Annotated in this window: 14 protein-coding genes and 1 pseudogene; 4 read left to right on the top strand and 11 right to left on the bottom strand. The window is 41.5% G+C overall.

The genetic code is table 11. The annotated features are described in order from the left end of the window. Positions 1-27: 27 nt before the first annotated feature. Both CEQ32_RS21650 and CEQ32_RS21645 read right to left on the bottom strand, forming a co-directional pair. The gene (locus tag CEQ32_RS21650) at positions 28-1,515 is read right to left on the bottom strand and encodes a methyl-accepting chemotaxis protein (RefSeq protein WP_088586843.1); all 1,488 of its coding nucleotides are present in this window, start codon (positions 1,513-1,515) and stop codon (positions 28-30) included. Next, positions 1,515-2,504, bottom strand: coding sequence for a substrate-binding periplasmic protein (locus CEQ32_RS21645; RefSeq protein ID WP_088586842.1), 990 nt, complete (start codon positions 2,502-2,504; stop codon positions 1,515-1,517). The genes CEQ32_RS21650 and CEQ32_RS21645 overlap by 1 nt, the downstream gene beginning before the upstream one ends. A 490-nt stretch (positions 2,505-2,994) precedes the next feature. On the opposite strand from CEQ32_RS21645, the gene CEQ32_RS21640 reads away from it, so the two are divergent. Continuing rightward, positions 2,995-3,903 carry a sulfite exporter TauE/SafE family protein gene (locus CEQ32_RS21640; RefSeq protein ID WP_088586841.1) on the top strand — a complete coding sequence of 303 codons (909 nt, stop codon included), beginning with the start codon at positions 2,995-2,997 and terminating at the stop codon, positions 3,901-3,903. Between the two features lie 60 nt (positions 3,904-3,963). On the opposite strand, the gene CEQ32_RS21635 is transcribed toward CEQ32_RS21640, so the two are convergent. The 3 genes from CEQ32_RS21635 to CEQ32_RS21625 form a co-directional block, all read right to left on the bottom strand. Further along, positions 3,964-4,653 carry a SapC family protein gene (locus CEQ32_RS21635; protein ID WP_088586840.1) on the bottom strand — a complete coding sequence of 230 codons (690 nt, stop codon included), beginning with the start codon at positions 4,651-4,653 and terminating at the stop codon, positions 3,964-3,966. A 35-nt stretch (positions 4,654-4,688) separates the two neighbouring features. Beyond that, the gene (locus CEQ32_RS21630) at positions 4,689-6,212 is read right to left on the bottom strand and encodes a tryptophan halogenase family protein (protein WP_088586839.1); all 1,524 of its coding nucleotides are present in this window, start codon (positions 6,210-6,212) and stop codon (positions 4,689-4,691) included. 96 nt (positions 6,213-6,308) lie between these two features. Next, entirely contained in the window at positions 6,309-8,927 is a 2,619-nt protein-coding gene (locus CEQ32_RS21625) for a TonB-dependent receptor (RefSeq protein ID WP_088586838.1), read from the bottom strand. 426 nt (positions 8,928-9,353) lie between these two features. On the opposite strand from CEQ32_RS21625, the gene CEQ32_RS21620 reads away from it, so the two are divergent. Continuing rightward, a complete protein-coding gene (locus CEQ32_RS21620; protein WP_037421020.1) occupies positions 9,354-10,370 on the top strand; it encodes a LacI family DNA-binding transcriptional regulator in 1,017 nt (338 codons plus the stop codon). 165 nt (positions 10,371-10,535) lie between these two features. On the opposite strand, the gene CEQ32_RS21615 is transcribed toward CEQ32_RS21620, so the two are convergent. Then, on the bottom strand, positions 10,536-11,825 hold the full coding sequence (locus CEQ32_RS21615; RefSeq protein ID WP_037421015.1) for an NAD(P)/FAD-dependent oxidoreductase: 1,290 nt from the start codon (positions 11,823-11,825) through the stop codon (positions 10,536-10,538). A 192-nt stretch (positions 11,826-12,017) separates the two neighbouring features. Beyond that, positions 12,018-12,356, bottom strand: a complete 339-nt coding sequence (gene glnB / locus CEQ32_RS21610) for a nitrogen regulatory protein P-II (RefSeq protein ID WP_011073353.1) — start codon at positions 12,354-12,356, stop codon at positions 12,018-12,020. Between the two features lie 246 nt (positions 12,357-12,602). Between glnB and CEQ32_RS21605 the strand changes: the two genes are divergently transcribed. Continuing rightward, on the top strand, positions 12,603-13,115 hold the full coding sequence (locus CEQ32_RS21605) for a GspH/FimT family pseudopilin (RefSeq protein ID WP_069454425.1): 513 nt from the start codon (positions 12,603-12,605) through the stop codon (positions 13,113-13,115). 153 nt (positions 13,116-13,268) lie between these two features. Next, a complete protein-coding gene (locus CEQ32_RS21600; RefSeq protein ID WP_088586837.1) occupies positions 13,269-13,748 on the top strand; it encodes a GspH/FimT family pseudopilin in 480 nt (159 codons plus the stop codon). A 121-nt stretch (positions 13,749-13,869) separates the two neighbouring features. Here CEQ32_RS21600 and CEQ32_RS21595 read toward each other — a convergent pair. The 4 genes and pseudogenes from CEQ32_RS21595 to CEQ32_RS21580 form a co-directional block, all read right to left on the bottom strand. Next, positions 13,870-14,041: pseudogene (locus CEQ32_RS21595) on the bottom strand (IS256 family transposase); the annotation flags it as partial. Between the two features lie 147 nt (positions 14,042-14,188). Further along, positions 14,189-14,491 carry a TapY2 family type IVa secretion system protein gene (locus CEQ32_RS21590; protein WP_088586835.1) on the bottom strand — a complete coding sequence of 101 codons (303 nt, stop codon included), beginning with the start codon at positions 14,489-14,491 and terminating at the stop codon, positions 14,189-14,191. Next, positions 14,488-14,886, bottom strand: coding sequence for a type IV pilin protein (locus tag CEQ32_RS21585; protein WP_088586834.1), 399 nt, complete (start codon positions 14,884-14,886; stop codon positions 14,488-14,490). Before CEQ32_RS21585 ends, CEQ32_RS21590 begins: the two co-directional genes overlap by 4 nt. 8 nt (positions 14,887-14,894) lie before the next feature. Then, on the bottom strand, positions 14,895-18,389 hold the full coding sequence (locus CEQ32_RS21580) for a pilus assembly protein (RefSeq protein WP_088586833.1): 3,495 nt from the start codon (positions 18,387-18,389) through the stop codon (positions 14,895-14,897). Positions 18,390-18,392 lie beyond the last annotated feature (3 nt).

Below are 18,392 nucleotides of genomic sequence, written 5' to 3'. Positions count from 1 at the left end.
ATATTCCTTTTCTAGCTTCAGAAATGGCTACAATCTGAAGGAAGTTACTAACGTCCGCAGTCTTTCCCCTTGGTGAAACAGTCGCTCACTCGATTGTGCTAGATGCTCACTATCGAGAGAGGCTGAACCTGAGACATTGGCAAGATCATTTAATGTACGAGAAATCGCTTCGGTGACACAGGTTTGCTCCTGCGCCGCATGGGAAACTTCGATATTCATATTACTGATATTGGAAACTAAATCAGTCACTTTAGATAGAACGAGCTTAATTTCTTCCGAACGGTTGACCCCTTCATTGGAAAGAGTCTGGCTCGATTGCATCACATTCACGGTTTCGGCAACTCGGCTCTGCACCTGTTGGATCATTTTTTGGATTTCTCCCGTCGCCTGTTGGGTGCGACTCGCTAAAGAGCGCACTTCATCGGCAACAACGGCAAAACCACGCCCCTGCTCACCCGCTCTGGCAGCTTCAATCGCGGCATTTAACGCCAGTAGATTAGTCTGTTCGGCAATGCTGCTGATCACCACTACAACTTCATCAATACGCTGCGTTTCCTGTTGTAACTGCGACACCGACTGAGCCGAACGTGCTAACTCAGCCGCAAGTTGGCGAGTAATGGCTAATCCCGAGTCAAACTGACGCTGGCCATCGTCAACCGCTCTATCGGCTTGGGTTGCCGCATCGGCGGTACGTTTAGCATTGATGGCCACTTCATTTGCACTGGCACTCAATTGAGTCACGGCCGTGACCGCGGCTTCGGTTTCTTTAAGCTGAGCTTGCACACGCTGGTTGTTGCTTTGCGACAGGGTTCCAAGCGCCTTAGCATCGCCCAATAGCAGAGCAGAGGTTTCATGCACCCTTGAAATCGTGCCGTGAATGTGTTCGACAAAACCGTTGAAAGCATTGGCGAGTTTGCCAATTTCATCTTCAGTTTCAACGGGTAATCGATGACTTAAATCGCCATCACCATTAGCAATCTCTTCTAACGCGGTGACAACCTTATCTAATGGGGTGATCACTAAACGCTTTAAAATAATGAAAATAACGAAGAGGCTGCCCGCTAAAATCAACAAAGCCTGTATAAAGTAGCTCAGCAACAACTCGGATAACTGCGCTTTTACGGGCAAAATGGAAAAAGTAATGGTTAAGCGTCCGGTAGGATTACCTTGGTCGCTGAACTGTAACTCTCTTGTTTGTAGATAGTTGACGGCAACTGCCTCGGCTTGTTTATCCTCTGCGAGCAGCTTACCGCGATGATCCACAACGGTAATTTGATAAATTTGTTTAGACTTTAACATTACGGATAATACAGCCCGGATCTGTTCGTAATCGTAGGTAAAAATAGGTTGCGCCATAGTGACTTGCAGATTAGCGACCGTATTGTCTTCAAAGGCCATTTCACCGCTCATCAGCTTATCGCTCGCCAACCAATAGGACGCCCCAAACAAGGCGCTCACGATCGTAAATATCGCCGCAGCTAGCCCAATTTGTACTTTTAAGGCTAAATTTTTCATTATGTTGCACCTTGCATACTAAATAGATCTAACCACAGCTCTTGGCGTTCAATCGGCGTTAAGGGATGTAAATCTGGCGTATCTAAGCGGATAATCACGCGCCGCTCAAACTGCGCATCACGGTAGAGCTGCTCAATCTTAAGTTCACGATTAAACATTTCATCGAAGCTACCGTCGCTAATCATGTGTTCAAGCCCCGCTAAGATTGCCTCAGCTAACTCGGGGCGTTTTGGTGAGACAAAAAAATAGGCCGGAGAGCGATATTGCAGCAGGATATGGCTATCAATTTTAAGTGCGGGATCAGGGTGGCTAGTAAGTTCATCGCCGATTTCCTGTGCGCCAAGCGCAAGGTAGTCGAACCGGCCACCTTCTAACATCGGGTATAGATTGGTGTACTGATAGCTCGTTACCAACGGCACACCATTAGCTTCGAGAATGCTCGCATCGGGCCAATAACGGTTTTGCCCAGCGGTTAATTGTTTAAAATCCGCCAATGTTTTTACGTTGGCAAACTTAGCCTCATCACTTTTACGGATAATTAATAATCTGTTACCAAGCAATCCCTTAAACAGTGGGATCCGCACGGGCAGCATGGTTTCCTCAAGCTCTTTGGAAGTCATGCTCCAAAATACGTCAACAGTGCCAGCAAGTGCTTCCTCTGCATTGCGTTTTTGGTTCATCTGCGTCGACATTTGTTCAACTTGATACGGCTTGCCGGAGCGGCGCAGCGCCTCTTTTAGCAGATTAAATTGCCATTGCTGTTGGATGGTGGTCACTATCTTGATAGGAGTGGGATTGCTTGCCGAAGAAGTGCCAGCCGCAAAAGCAGCATTAGTAAGCGCAAACGACGTTGACTCCACAGCGGCTATCGCGGTGAAACTCAAAGCACACAGCATAACGCTCGCCCAGAGTCCCAAGACGGACATCAACAAACGCTTAGCAAAAGTCGCCACTACGCTGCAAAGCGGTGTAGCAATATGAATAACCATGAATCGCAGCCTCTTTTATGACTGGAAAATCCAGCGAGTTTTATTTATTAATGCCGCTAACTTGTCTGCTTATCCTAACAAGGTCACTCTACCTAAAAAAATGGCTGGGCACTGTTTACAGTACCCAGCCAACGCTAGTTTCTGGGGAGAGACTATCAAATATTAAAGACAAACGTACCGCCGCCCGACCAGCAATACTTCTGCCAAACACATGAATAAGGAGACCTCATCCTCTTCATGCAGACCTTACTAAACAACGCATCACACAAGCAGATGACAGCGTTGTCATTCATTAAGTTACACAAGAAAGAACAGGATTTCTACATTTTTTTGACAAATAGCTTTACATTTTTAATGTCAGATGAATTTATTCCTTAAATTTCATAAAGTTAAATTAAAATCTATATTTATCAACCTATGTGACAACGCTGTCTTTGACTGATAACATAGGCGCAACAACTCAAACGCCACACTCAGTTATCTTAAAAAGATGCTCACATATATCCCTACCTTTAAGCGTAAAAACACCTTCAGCGGCCAATATTATCGGTCGTTAACGGTACTGCTCACTCTGCTAAGCACATGGATAGTTTGGTTTATCCAATTCGCACAACCATTTGAGTTAATTAAAGAATATGGCAAGTTTATATTTTTAGGGATAACTGGAGCTATCTTTGCTAATTCAACAGGAGCGGGCGGAGGCGTTATTTTCATCCCAGTGTTCTCTAGTTTAGATTTTACAGAAACTCAAAGCGTTTCAACGTCTTTTATGATCCAGTGTTTTGGCATGACTGCTGGCGCAATTTCATGGTCAAGATACTATCAACGGCATCACCATATGGATAAAACTTGGTGTGGTTTTATTCCATGTATCTTGCTTTGTGCATGCTTTTCAGTACTCGGCCTTTGGAGCAGCGAGTTATGGCAACTGACTTCGCCCTCTTCGCTCCACACCAGTTTTAGCCTTTTCTCTATCGCGCTTGGGATAGCAATCATTTTCAGCAGTCAACGCCGCTATTTGCAAAGTAATAGTCTTAAATCCGTAGACTATTTTTGTTTAGCGGTCATTGGTTACTTCGGTGGGATCATCACCGCTTGGTTGTCTGTTGGTGTAGGTGAACTGATTGTAATCTATCTGATGTTACGGGGTATCTGCGCCAAGATGGCCGTCGCGGTTGGCGTTGTGGTATCGGCCATAACCGTTTGGTCGGCAAGCCCAATACACGTGTTCTCCGACCACAGTCACGCTTTATATGAATTAGTGCTATTTGCAGGACCCGGTGCAATTATCGGAGGATTGTTAGCCCGCAAGCTGGCGTTATTTCTCCCAGTCAAAACCTTAAAACTGTTTTTTGCAAGCTGGATTATTTTGACTGGGAGTGTGATGCTAGCAAACTAAATAGCCCCAGTTATAATAGTTCGTTTTAATATTATTAAAACGAACTATATAAAATTGAGTTTATTTTTCCATCACTAAATCAATTAAATTTAATGAGCAAAGATGCGCATAAATAGCCGAATAGAAACCTCGTTTAGCAAAATCAAGCAATGTCGTATCGTCTAGTTGCTGCAGTTTTTCTTCGTCAATGGTATATATTCCATCAATATTGGTTTTAGTGCCATCAAGTGTAGTCACTGTTAATGTACGTGGTTGCAACAGTCCATGATTGAGTAACACTTTGATAAAGTACTTTGTCATCTCATGATAACTAGCCTGTAAACTCGCCAATTCAAGTTTTTTTGATAAATAAACCGTTTGATTGCCTGAATCATCAAATAAACGATGCGCTTCATGTTCTGCCACTGATGAATTATTGACATCAACACCCAAGATAACGTTGTCGTTATCTATATAACTCATTCCAAATGGATACAATTGAACTTGAATAGGTAAATAGCGACATTGCCACTGACCGTTTTTGAGCAACTTATTAGTGTTGGGCTTAAGCGCAGTAATCGCAATGGAGAGGAACTCACCTGTTTGAGCGTTTTTTGTAAACACGATAGGGAAACTGGTCGCTGCAGACATAAACTCTTGAACCTGAAGAGGGAGCATATGCATAGTCTCAAAAAGGCTGTAATCAACCTTATCTCCAATCGCTAAATTTTTATGACTTGCGTCATTTAAAGGTACAAATTGTGTTTTCATTTTATTTTTCCTTTTTACACATTAAAATAAAGCGCTTAGATAGCTTGCAAGCCATAAGTACAAATCTTATCAATCAATTCTCTATGTTCTGGTAACCCCTCAAACATTTGGCGCTTCATATTCGACATGTTACTCATATAAGCATTCAAATTAGCTTTTGCGACTAAACCTCTATCATGCGGTTGAGTCGGATATTTCATCCCATAAAGAACATATAAGTAATTATCTAAGTTAAACACCTCAAACTTTGAGGGGAAATCCTCTGCAATAGGGCTAAATGACTTCCACATCTTAAGCCGCTCTTTTAACGGCTCAGGAATTGTCTCTTCACGCTGATTATCAAGCCAAAATGCCGAGTCAGTTCTATCTGACAAACAATAATGCAATTTGGCAAATTCGACGACCCTTTCCCATGCGTGGTTAACAGTGCGATTAAAACGCATTGATAAGTAATCCACCTCATCTTTATTCGCAGGGAAACGTTCAGCAAGAAATCGAGCAGAAAAGTCCGTTAATAAAATTGAAGTCGCTTCTATGGGTTCTAAAAAGCCCTGTGCCAGCCCTAATGCAACGCAGTTTTTGACCCAAAATTGTTGACGATAGCCGACCGTCATTGGGATTTTGCGATGTGGAATATCGGCGAGTTTACCACCAAGATAACGGTCAAACTTTTGTTCAGCTTCAGTTTGATTCATATGCGCAGATGAATACACAAATCCTGTACCGCGGCGCTGGGTAAGTGCAATATCCCAAATCCATCCCGCTTGATGGGCAGTTGCTTTAGTATAAGGAGGAATAACATCAGCTGGCTGGGTCGGAATTTGCGCAACTAATGCCGTATCAATAAAAAGTTGCTGCGCTTTACTGATAAATGGCACTTTTAATGCCTTAGCTAACAAAATAGATTCAAAGCCACTGCAGTCAATATAGAAATCAAAAGATAGATTCCCCCGCTCAGTCTGCAATGACTCGATAGCGCCATCTACACCTAAACACACGTCGTGTACTGTCGTTAAAATATGCTCTACATTAAATTTCTCAATGGCATTTTTAGCGAGTAATTTGGCAAACTTTGCTGCATTGAGGTGATAGGCATAGCCTAAAACACCAGCATATTCTGGCGTAGTAATGAGCTTTGGTGCTTTAGCCGCTTCGCAAGCTAAATGCTGCGGGGAAATAAAATCGGCAAAATGTCCGCTTTGTTCGGCTAACCAAGCCGACACTGCGTCACCTTGGTGTAAATTAATGATATCGAATAGATGATGATAGAAATTATGCTTACCGTGACGGGGTTGATCTAACCAGTTCACAAATTTAATCGACTGTTTAAACGTGACATCGCATGTTCGAATAAACTCTGACTCACTGATACCAAAACTCTGTAATGATTTTCGAATCGAAGGCACTGTACCTTCCCCGACACCAATAATTGGGATATCAGGAGATTCAATCACTGCAATAGATAACCCAGAACGCCCCTTCAACGCTCGGCCTAAGTGGTTCGCCGCTAACCAACCTGAAGTACCGCCACCTATGATAGCTATTTTTCTGATTGTCATCACGAGCCTCTAAATTGGAGAAACCTAAGTTTATTATTAAATTTATTGATAATAAAAAGCCTAGCGAATGCTAGGCTTTTTCGTGATTAAATTGAATTAGAAGCGTAACGCTACACCAAGCTTGTAGCGAGCTTCACCATCGAAGCTCCATACTGGGTAGTTATCTTTAAATTCACTAATAACACCTTCTGCATCAACAGGTGAAACACCTTTCTGAATACTGTCTTCTTCAAGTAAGTTAACGACTTCAAATGTTACAGATAGATAATCTGTCACATTATAGTTAGCACTTAAATCTACTGTGCCATAAGCTTGATGCTCGCGGTTACCGTAGAAACCAGGTAATTCACGCATCATATACTCTGAACGCCAGTTATATGCTATACGAGCAGAGAAATCATCCATCTCGTAGTAACCGACTAAGTTTACAGTGTGCTTAGATGAGTCTGAGAACACTCCTACACGATCAGCATAATTTTCAGCAGGTGAGGTTGCATAGGCAAAGGTGTAGTTAGCGGAGTAACCAAAACCGTTATCGAATGAATCTAGTAATTGCAGTTCAATACCATCGATTGAACCACCTGTAGCATTATAGTTTTCACTCACTGTCCAACAGTCATATATACCTGCACCACAGGAGCTACCACCTTGACTCACTAAGTTTGGATCTTCAATACCAATTTGTTGATTTAATTTTTCACGGGTTGAAATAAATGAACTAACATCTTTAATAAAGTAAGTTGCTGCAAATAAACCTTCGCCGCTGAAATACCACTCTAAGCTTAAATCTGCTTGAGAGGCTTTAAATGGCAACAGATTCACACTCCCAGTTACTTTCTTTTCGTTACCTGGAGTACCGTCGTTAAAACCAGGTAATTTAGAAGTCGCAAAAAGATCTGCGTAATTAGGGCGAGACATAACTTGTGCTGCTGATGCTCTTAAAATTAAATCGCTTGCTAAATCAAATGCAATGTTTACGCTTGGTAAAACATCATTATAGCTTGCCTTATCTGTACTTAAATCATCGGCATAAGCACCTTTTGTGCTGAATGCGTAATAATCCGATTCAACATCGGTAGAGATATATCTTAAACCGAAATTACCCCGTACACCTTCACCAGCAAATGTGGCCATAGTGTATAGAGCTAAGTTTTTCTCTTGAAGCGTACCGTAACCAGATTTGTCTAAAGTAAAGCCATCAATGGCGGCGTAAGCATCTCTGATCATATTGTCAAAGATAGGCTTAGGTAAGGTAAAACCTGCACCTGATGATATAGTTCCTGAGTAATATTCAGAGGCGTCTTTTGCAGTAATATTTGATGATTGCGCAGCTTCAGTCGTTTGAGTTACGTCATGATCCGCATAGCTAATACCTGATTTAATTGAGGTAATAACACCAAACTCAACTGGAACAGTTATATCAAAGGTCGCAAATGACTCTTCATCAGTATTAGGTTGTTTTTTCAACGCCCAACCCGCAGTTTCCAACTTGCCATTAAAATCACTGGCATCGAAAGCATTATTAGCGATGTCAATTTTGATAACATCACCAGTTGCATCGTAAATACCCGCAAAATCTGCCGCTTTACCAATAGACTGACCATAGTTGGATGTCAAATCGGTACCACCCTCAGCTTTAGTCTTACCGATACGGCCTTCTAACTTATAGGCATCAGCTTGATATGCAAAATCGAGGTCCACTGTATCAGAGGACATGCTTGCCTTACGAGCCCAAGTTTGTGCCCATGCAAAACCACCTTTATCGGTATGCTCAACTAAAGTACAAACACCTGCGGCATTTTTCTTAAGACACTTGTTTTCACCCTGTTGGGTCGGGAATAAGAAAATTGACGTATTGGCATTGTTTGCATCAAGCTGCAAACTCATAACATTTAGACCGAACTCAAGGCTATCAGTTGGTCTGTATTGGAAAGCAGCATTAACAGCAGTGCGTTCACGGTCTTGTTGGAAAGTTGTTGGAACAATTTCCCCCCAACCAAGTAACGACTCAATACCATTACGTTGGTATTCAGTTTTATCTAATGAACCAGCAACTAAAAAGCCAAATTTTTCGTCTTCAGTTTTCCAGCTATATAAACCTGAAGTCTGCGGATCTGTCGCTTCAGAAACAGTACCGTAATCACCTTTCGCACTTAAAAATACAGAATTAGCTTCTAAATCAAGCGGCTTACGAGTCTTAACTAACACTGTGCCGCCAATACCGCCCTCTGCAACATCAGCCTGAGAAGATTTCTTGACCTCTATACCACCAACTAATTCGGGAGGAAGTAAGCTGTAATTAAAACTGCGATCAATGGCTTGTTGATCAAACCATCCTGTTGAGGCGACAGAATGCCCATTTAATAATGTGCTAGTAAGTTGGCTAGAAGCACCTCGAATAGAAACTTGTTGACCTTGGCCAAACTGACGGTTTACCGCAACACCAGGAATACGGCCTAAAGACTCCCCCACGTCACCGTCAGGAAATTTACCAATATCTTCAGCGGTCACAGCATCAACAACAGCGTCAGAAAAACGTTTGTCGTTAACAGAAGCTTTCATTGAAGCTCTCATACCACGCACTTCAATTTTTTCAATATTTTCAGGAGCGGCAGCAGTTGCTTCTGCAGCGACAGCACTGATTGAAACCGCGCTGCCGAGGAGGATAGCAATGTTTGTAGCTAGTACACTTTTCTTAAAGGATGATGGTCGCATCTCGTTTCCCTTCCATAACTTTATTATCGTTTTAGTATTCATAACCATTCCGATGGAATGACAACGCTGTCATGTCTAGAGCAAACATTACACAATAATTAACAGCCTTGCCACAACAAAATAACTCTGGACGAAAAAAAATGTCATAACACTGACTTTGGCAGGATAGAATCTGAATATATTTAAGCAAAAATAATCACTTAAATAATTTGATGTAAAATTACAACTTATAACGGAGTGTTAACAGTTGAAAAATGCCGCAGTTTGTAACAAATGAGCATTGCTATACGGCATAAATGCTCGCACTATAAGCAACATAATAAAAAGTTAACTGACAACGCTGTCGGCTTGTAAATTACGCTTAAAGGATTGAGGTTCATCAATCTGCTAGCCCTTCGCAAATTCGAATAAAGAGTTTTTAGATCAATGAAAGTCACTATCAACGACGTCGCTAAATATGCTGGAGTGTCAATCAAGACAGTTTCCCGCGTAACCAATAATGAGCCATCGGTGAAACAAGCCACGATTGATAAAGTGAACGAGGCCATTAAAGCATTAAATTATCAGCCCAATCTTGCCGCAAGAAATCTGGCAGGGACAAAATCCTATGCTATTGGTTTTATTTATGATAATCCTAACGCGTATTACATTATTGATATGCAAAATGGGATTTTATCGGCATGTAAAGATAAAGGCTACGAGCTTGTTATCCACCCTTGTAATGCTAAATCTGACACAATTTGTGATGAGCTGACTCAGCTTGTTAAACATTCGAGGCTTGCAGGTTTAGTGTTAACACCGCCACTTTCAGAAGATCCAAAAGTACTGAAATCTCTCAACGAGATCGATGCAAATTATGTCCGCATTATTGCAGGGGAAGGAGTTAAAGAGCCAGATGGGCTCACCATTTTAGTGAATGACAAGTCGGGGGCGGTTGAAATAACCCAGCATTTGATTGATTTGGGCCATAAAAATATCGCTTTTATAAGTGGTGATTTGCACCACGAATCCACGAAAGAACGATTACTTGGCTATAAACAAGCATTAACAAAAAACCATCTAATTCTGAATGAGGATTACATAATTGAAGGGAAATACTCATTTGAATCGGGGGTCGAAGGTGCAAATATCCTGATTAAACTTAAAAACCGTCCTACTGCGATTGTTGCTTGTAACGACGAAATTGCAGCTGGAGCACTTTTTGCCGCTCGTTTAGCTGGGCTTGATATTCCTGGTGACTTGTCGATTGTAGGATTCGAAGATAGCCCATTTTCACGCCAAACTTGGCCGAAGCTTACCACAGTTCATCAACCCAATTCTGAAATTGCCCAAGTTGCGACAGAACTGTTAATCGATAAACGTCGTGAGCTAGATGCTAAATTTGCAAAAACATTTACCCCAGAGCCGGTTATCCGCGATTCTTCTGCCTCACCTAAACACTAGGATATATTGATGTTTTAGACTTATATTCGTAGTGTGTGATGCAAAAGTGGCGCATTGTCGTCGTAGTACGTAAACGGATTCTCTAGTAGCAGTAATATCAAATCCAATATCGAAAAATGCCATACTAAAAACACGAGAGAGCATAGCTCACTCGTGTTTATACCATTAGTGTAATTTCAGCTTTGGTCTTTGCCACTTGAGTAGCTTTTGTGCGATGCGATAAATAATCGCAGAGAACCAACCATATAGGCTCGCTAAATGCCTTTGATATAAAGAGATGTACATCAGCCTTGCGATATGACCTTCAACGAAGAAAGTACCAGAGCGCAGATTCCCCATTAAATTACCCACGGCCGAAAAGCGGCTTAATGAAACTAAGGAACCATAATCTTTATAGACAAAAGCCTTTTCAGCCTTATTTTGTAGCCGGTTCACAATATTCTCATATAGTGTATCTGCCATCTGAGCAGCGGCTTGAGCGCGTGGCGGAACAGGTTGACCAGACTCCAGAATTAATAGGGCGCAATCCCCAATGGCATAAATATCTTGATGGCCTTTCACCCGCATACAGGCATCAACTTCGACTTGGTTTCGCGGCGTAATAGGCAGTTTAGAAAAATTTCGGAAGGCTTTTGGACCTTTAACACCAGCCGCCCAAACCTTTAGGCCAGCCTCAATCACATCACCATCTTGAGTGATGAAGCCGTCACGCGTCACTTCCTTTACCTGCACCCCGATGTGTAAACGAATACCGATTTTATCAAGCACGGCTTGGGCTCTAGCACTTACACGCTCAGGTAGTTGGGGAAGAATTTTGGGAGAGGCTTCAATAAGATGCACATCAAGATGATGTTTTGAGATATTAAGGTAACCATATTCTTTTACTGATTCAATCACATGATGAAGTTCAGCGGCTAACTCAACGCCTGTTGCGCCTGCGCCAACAATGCCTATACTGACTTTCTCTTGTGTTTCATTGAGTTGTAACAAGGCATCCAAGAGCTTTTGATGAAATAAGTTAGCGTTATCTAAACTATCGAGAAAAATACAATGTTGCTCTGCTCCTAGGGTATTAAAGCTATTGGATACTCCACCTAAGGCCAGAACTAAATAATCATATTCAATCTGACGAGGTTCAAGCAATAATTCTCCTGAATCACTATATACAGCAGCAAGCTGAATAGTCTTTGCATCTGGTTCACACTGCTCAATTTCACCACGAATATAACGATATCCATTTTTAAGGCCATGATCTCTGTAAAGTAATCCCTCAATCGACTGATCGATAACCCCCACAGCAACTTCGTGTAATTTTGGCTTCCAGATATGAATAGGGCTTTTATCAATTAAGCAGACATCGACGACATCACCACCGCCCAACTTACGGCCTAATTTTGAGGCCAGCGCTAAACCTGCAGCTCCACCGCCCACAATCACGATTCGTTTCGTAGCCAAAATAACAACCTCACAAGCTCATTTAAGTGGCTAAGTTATACCATGGAACAGATAAGAGATAACTACTTTAGTCTAACTAAGCAGACCATTTTACATTAAAGATATTTCAGAAATCGAACGACTTAATGAGCTACGTGATAAAATTTAGGCAACAAAAAAGGGCCCTCAGGCCCTAATTTTAAAAGAATAGATTTAAACCGCTTCTTCGTTTTCTTCCCCAGTTCGAATCCGGATAACCCGCTCAACATCTGTCACAAATATTTTGCCATCACCAATCTTACCAGTACGTGCAGTTTCAACAATCACATCTATAGCTTGATCAACGAGATCATCTTGGATCACAAGCTCAATTTTTACTTTTGGCAAAAAATCAACCATATACTCAGCACCACGATAAAGCTCCGTATGTCCTTTCTGACGACCGAAACCTTTGACTTCGAGCACAGTCATTCCCGTGATCCCAATCTCAGCAAGTGACTCGCGCACATCATCTAATTTAAAAGGCTTAATAATGGCTTCAACTTTCTTCATCAAACATTCCTCAGCACTTGCTTACAGATAATCAAACAGAATAACACTAGCTTACACGTGGTTAAGGCATTATTGAAGCATTGGCATCGCTTTACTCATAAAACACAGTTTCTATAAAACGGTTCTTAGCACATAAAAATCTAAAAATTACATCGCAGATCCTAGCCTGACATTTATACTTGGAGTTAGCTGTTGATGTTTAAAACCGCCTGCTGGACGCGGGATACTTATGACAAAGGAACTGTTATGAAAACTCAACAACATGGCTTTAGCTTGATTGAACTCATCACTACGGTGTCCATTTCTACCATTCTTTTATCGATTGGTGCTCCCTCGTTAAGCGATTTCAACACGAGATTCAGAGCTGATAGTAATATCAAAGTCATCCAGCAAACATTGATGCTCGCCCGAAACCATGCCATTTCATTCAATCGTAAAGTGACGGTTTGCGCCTTAAGCAACAATCAGTGCTCATCTAACTGGCAGCTTGGTTTAACGGTATTTATTGATGTTAACAGCAATAGTCAACTCGATGGCAATGAACCGACTATTTTTACCACTAACGCTTTTAATGCCAGTGATACTGTCATCTACAATCGAACCTTAATTCGTTTTCAACCTGATGGCCTTGCATCTGGCACCAATGGAACATTGAAGTATTGCCCATCAAGTCCCACAAGCCCTTATTCGCGAGGTGTAGTGGTAAATCAAGCTGGTAGAACAAGACTATCGACTGATGCCAATATCCGCTGCGGATAAACGGCGCGTATTGATTGAAGGCAATATTAACTGACAACATAAGAGGACTGAGACTATCTTTCAGAAACTAACAGCATAAAGGATGCAACTTAGATACTGAAATCCCGCCTATTCTCGCTTATACTTTAGTTTGTATAAGTGAGGGTTGAGTACATGCTAAATAAATTGCTTGGTTTCACACTGGTTGAACTGATGGTTACTATTGTTGTGGCCGCCATATTATTAACCATCGGAGTACCATCTTTAATATCCGTCTATGAGGGTGTGCGCGTTAATAATAATATCAGCAAAATTCATGACATTATGGTTTTTGCCAGAAATCAAGCAATAAGCTATGGAACGCCCGTAAATGTATGTCCCTTTGTTACTGCAACTACCTGTGGAACTTCAAAAGACTGGAGTAAAGGAATTCGTGTATACATAGGGACTGATAAAGAATTGCGGGCTATTGATGGTTTCCATTCGAGTGACAAAATTACAGGGTCTGTTGATTCGTTAACATTCTCAACTGACGGCCTTTCTTCTGGAGGAACATTAATTTATTGCCCTGGAGGAAAAGCCGCGGAATCAAAGGGCGTTATAGTAAATGTTGGCGGTGTTATTTCGTACGGCGCTAATGGCAGTAGCTGTTAACCACTATGAGAAACTCCTTTACATTGAGCTAAATTCATTATACTAGGAGTATTCAAATTCGGCTGTTAATAATTTTGTATCCAGCTCAACCAGTGCCATTAAGGCCGTATTCAAGACGTTTTTTACAATTAGCCTCTTCAATGCTAGCCAAGTGGCCATCCAACTCTGCGGCTAAGGCCGCTTCAGTGAGTTGCTTCATCAAAGGGGTTAAGATGACATCCTTGCCAGTGAGGTTTTTAACTTTCACGTAGTCCTTGAATGACAGCATTGATATCAAAAGTAGGTGTGGTCATAAATCATCTCTTTTTGGTATAGCTGAAAGAAATGACAAAGAAATTTGAACGCTACTACTTGACAGGATAAAGCGTACTACTTTTCAGCAGTTGATTTCTTCTACACAAAAAAATGTCACAGTTATTGTCTAATTCTGGAATAAATACTTACCTAAGCGTAATCTTATCTAGTTGCTTACTCTCGTCACTGGTAAATTCTTGGCTGAGGGAAACGCATTCAACAACATCTTTAATAAAATACTTCTTACCATCTGAGGCAGTTAATTGCTTACCTGGTAAACTGGCAATATTCAGGTTAACGTCTTTTACCTTCCAATGATAAAAAACCACCTTTTCACCTTTAGATGCCATAATGTGACACTTATAGTCCTGTACCAAGGTGTCGCTCTCGGAGGCAACTGAAATAACAGATAGAATACTTAGAACTGCACTAACAAGATATTTAGTCATTTCCAACACTCCGCTGACGGGCCCTTTACGCCCACAGAAGTTATGGTTATAGTTGCACAAGTGGTGTCTCGGCTCGCTTGACTTCCCTTAGCTGTCGCCGTAATGGTATAGGCATCAGTACCTGTAGATCCAACACTGTAATGCCCGTTTTCCGTTAGAAAGGGGTTTGCAGCTAATCCCAACTTGGTCATATCAGTGGCAAAGGTTCGATTATCAAGGTAATACTGCTCTTGCAAATTAACAACTTTCATCACCGCGGCCACCCCTTCTGAACGAGCACTTTTGGTTATATAGTCAATGTACGAAGGGTAAGCAATCGAAGCTAAAATACCCACAATAACAACAGTTATCATCACTTCTATTAAAGTGAACCCTTGCGGTCTATTTTTTTTCATTAATACTCTTACTCATTAATATGGTAATAAATTTTATTGGTATTTAAGCCACCACCTAACCCGATAGTGCCTGTACATTCACCATTTTGACACTCGCCTTTACCAACGCCAATAATATAGGCATCAGCAGGCTTGCCGTCTTCAGGTTTTGGAATGACGATTTGAGGAGTATCAGGCACCCTCTCACCTACCTCATAATAAACTTGGCTGTACGAACGCGTTCCTTTATGCAAGTCGAACACATATAATCGTCCTTGGCCTGAAAAACCACACACTCCGGCATCTAAATCTACAGCTTGGTTTGTGGGGGGAACAAATGAGGTAAAATATACTTTACCATTAAAAACTAACGAGGCAGATAAACTCTTCTCTCCTGCAGCGGTAAAACTGTAATACCACCCTTTGAGTTTTCCAAATGCAATATCTGCTTCTTCATTACTCGGTGCAGAAGTGGTGACATCATACAAATCCGTCGACGTTAAGGTAGCAGGCTTTATCGCAAAATTTTGCGTAACAACATTACGATCTTGGAAAACATAAAATTTATCTTTAATACTTAACCCAAGCGGATTATCACGATTACCCGAACCAATCGTCACAGCATCATAAGGAATTTTTTGATAACTTAAAGCTGTACCATCTGAATGCACATTATTAAATTCAGTCTGAGCAACCACTGGCCCCGCAAAAAACATACGATTATCCGGTGCAGGCCCAGCAATAGATGCGAACTTAAATACTGTCCACTTATCCTTGTCTGTGCCAAATAAATCTATGCGCCAAACATTGCCTGAAATATCACTGGCGTAAATTCTATCGGTATAACCATCATTGTCGCTGTCTAATACGGCAACTTTAGTCACAATGCTCCCCATACCCGCATCGGTAAATTTAGTGATAAATGCGCCAGTATTGGCATTTACAATATACACTGCTTGCCCCGTGCCTTGGGCTGATGCCATGCCGCCACCAAAAATTAGTACCGGATCAGTTATCCCTTTTAAAAATGTCACAACAGGCTCTGACCAAGTTTGCCCTAAATCGTCAAAATTAGCGGTGTCAGAATTAATCATCCATTTAAAGGAAGGTGAATCAGGGGCTGAAATATCCAAAGCATAGTAAGAAGCGCCACCACTTCGCATGCCTAAATACACCCAAGCTTTATCAATCTCCCCGCCACTTTTGGTTTTTACATAAGCAACAGGAGATAAATCCATGCCATAAACGGAATGTATACCTGTTGCAGGATTATCTCTTAGTTTGGGAATATTGTCCCAAAGCTCATTCGGCATAAATGCCCAAGACTCAGCAACTGAACCCACAGAATAATCAGCACTTCCAGCGTCCGAATCCTTAAACATATGCACTAAGCCTTGATTGGTACCAACAATAATACGCACATCCAATGATGTTGCTGAACCAAAATTAATCGCCAAAGGTTTAGAATGTAAAGGATCGCCCATCACATCTTCCCTAGGGTCTGAAGTACTATTGTCATTATCATCGTCATCGACATCAACGCCATATAACCAATCTAAATCCGACTGGGAATAACTAGAGACGAAGGAAGATGCAGGAAAAGTAACTAAGTTACTGCCACTGTTCGTATAAATCTTGCGATTTTTCAGCTGAGTTCTTAATGTAGGTAATACCCCTCCTGTAAGTACTTTGTTACCATCCTTAGCTCCTGAGCAGGTGTTCCAATAGGTACAAGTATCAATTGAAATATTACCATTAGTATCGATAGCATTGGCAGTGCCCCCAGGGCCAACTATTTCACCCGCAGGATTGACTTTAAGTTTTTTAAGGTTGCCACTCCAGCGCGGACCATTGCCAGGTAAAAACATCGCATAATAGGCAGCATTATAGGTTTGGGTCTTATCGAAATTATTACTGGCGATACTCGGTGAGGTAAATGATGAATCAATCGTCAAAATTGATTTTAAGGCATCATCTAACGCCGACACTAAATCTAGCCCATTTTTAGCGACATAATAACCCTTAGATACCCCATTACTGTTACGTGGATTCCCCCCTCTGAAAGCGGTTTCTTCCAACAAGTCTGCGGCCACATCCGCACCATCGGAAAAACCAATAGTAAACACTCTTAGATTTTGCTTATTATCTACCCCTAGCGAATCTTTATTTCCAGTTACAATATCATTATTGTACATGTAGGCAGCTAGAGCTGGCATGTAACTGGTGTCGTTTTCATTCTTTGAGTCTTTAAAGCTAAACACACTATAATCAGCATTTTTATTTGTTGCGCTGGCAGTTAATCCTGCAATCAATTTGTCCGCAGACTTATCTAGTGTTGGTGCACCATCGGTTATATAAATCACATAAGCAGTATCCGGGCACTTTTTAAAAGGCGTAGTATAACTGCCGCTCATTAATATACCTGGTGGTTTATTTGCAGTATAATTAAGCGTATTATTTTTAGTGTCTTTATTACCAAAAGTAACTGAACCACCACTAAAGTATTGGAAGGCCTCATATAAAGTTTCACACAATGGGGTATTAGTTTGTGCTGGCATACCATTAATTAAACTGGTAAGAGTGGCTTTATTGGCATCATTCATCTGAACTAAGTCATACACCACTCGGCCACCATCTGAATCCCCCTCTTTAGGGTAATTTAAGTTAAAAACAGCAAGGCCTGCATCAATGGGTACAGCCAACCCATCCAAGGCCGATATTAGCGCCGATTTTGCAACATCAAGGCGAGTGCCAACACCGCCACTCTCTTGCCCTTCTTTAGTTGTCGTCACCCATTTGTGCCAAACTAGATAATGAGCAGTGTATAGGGTTACCGGCTGACCAGAACCAAGCTTAGTATTTTTCAAACTAGATTGACGGTCGGCCTCAGAAATTCCCGATGTATACATTGCACTGGTATTAATTGGATAACCATCTGCAAATGATGGATTTTTTTTTGTAGAGCCCGGATTTTCAGGATCCGCATTTAAAATATCCTCATAACAATCGACAACTTGCCCTTCGTTAAAGCCTTCATTTTCAGCTAAAGAAACCCAGCTTCCAGCGCTTCCCTTACTCTTAAACTCTCCAAGGTACCCTGTATAACGCCCTTTTGAAACCAAGGCTTTTGCGGCGGTATTACAATTATTATTACCTAGATAAAAACGACGTGAATCTTTTGGTTTATCTGGCGTTGGCATATTATTGGTATTATCAATTCCGCCAGAGTTCCAGTAAGTTCCCTTTTCATTGATATACCCAGAATAATCAGTGAGAAACTTATCAAATCCAGTAGGGTAACTACATTTACCCGCCGTTTTATCAGCTTCTGAGCAATATGATGTTACCGCATTATCTTCAATGGTCGACATACTGCCAGAGTTATCGAAAATAAATAACACCTGCGGACGCTTACCTGTGCGCACCGTTGAGTCCACTAAATAGAGTTCAGTATCATCGGCAAAGGTAACACCTGCCGCGCAGGTGACAACCGTTAGCATTCCTATGAACCATTTGTTTAGCATGAT

Source organism: Shewanella sp. FDAARGOS_354, from assembly GCF_002209245.2.
GTDB classification, from domain to species: domain Bacteria; phylum Pseudomonadota; class Gammaproteobacteria; order Enterobacterales; family Shewanellaceae; genus Shewanella; species Shewanella xiamenensis.
Note: the sequence above shows the minus strand (reverse complement) of the source record. Positions and strands in the feature narration are given on the sequence as shown.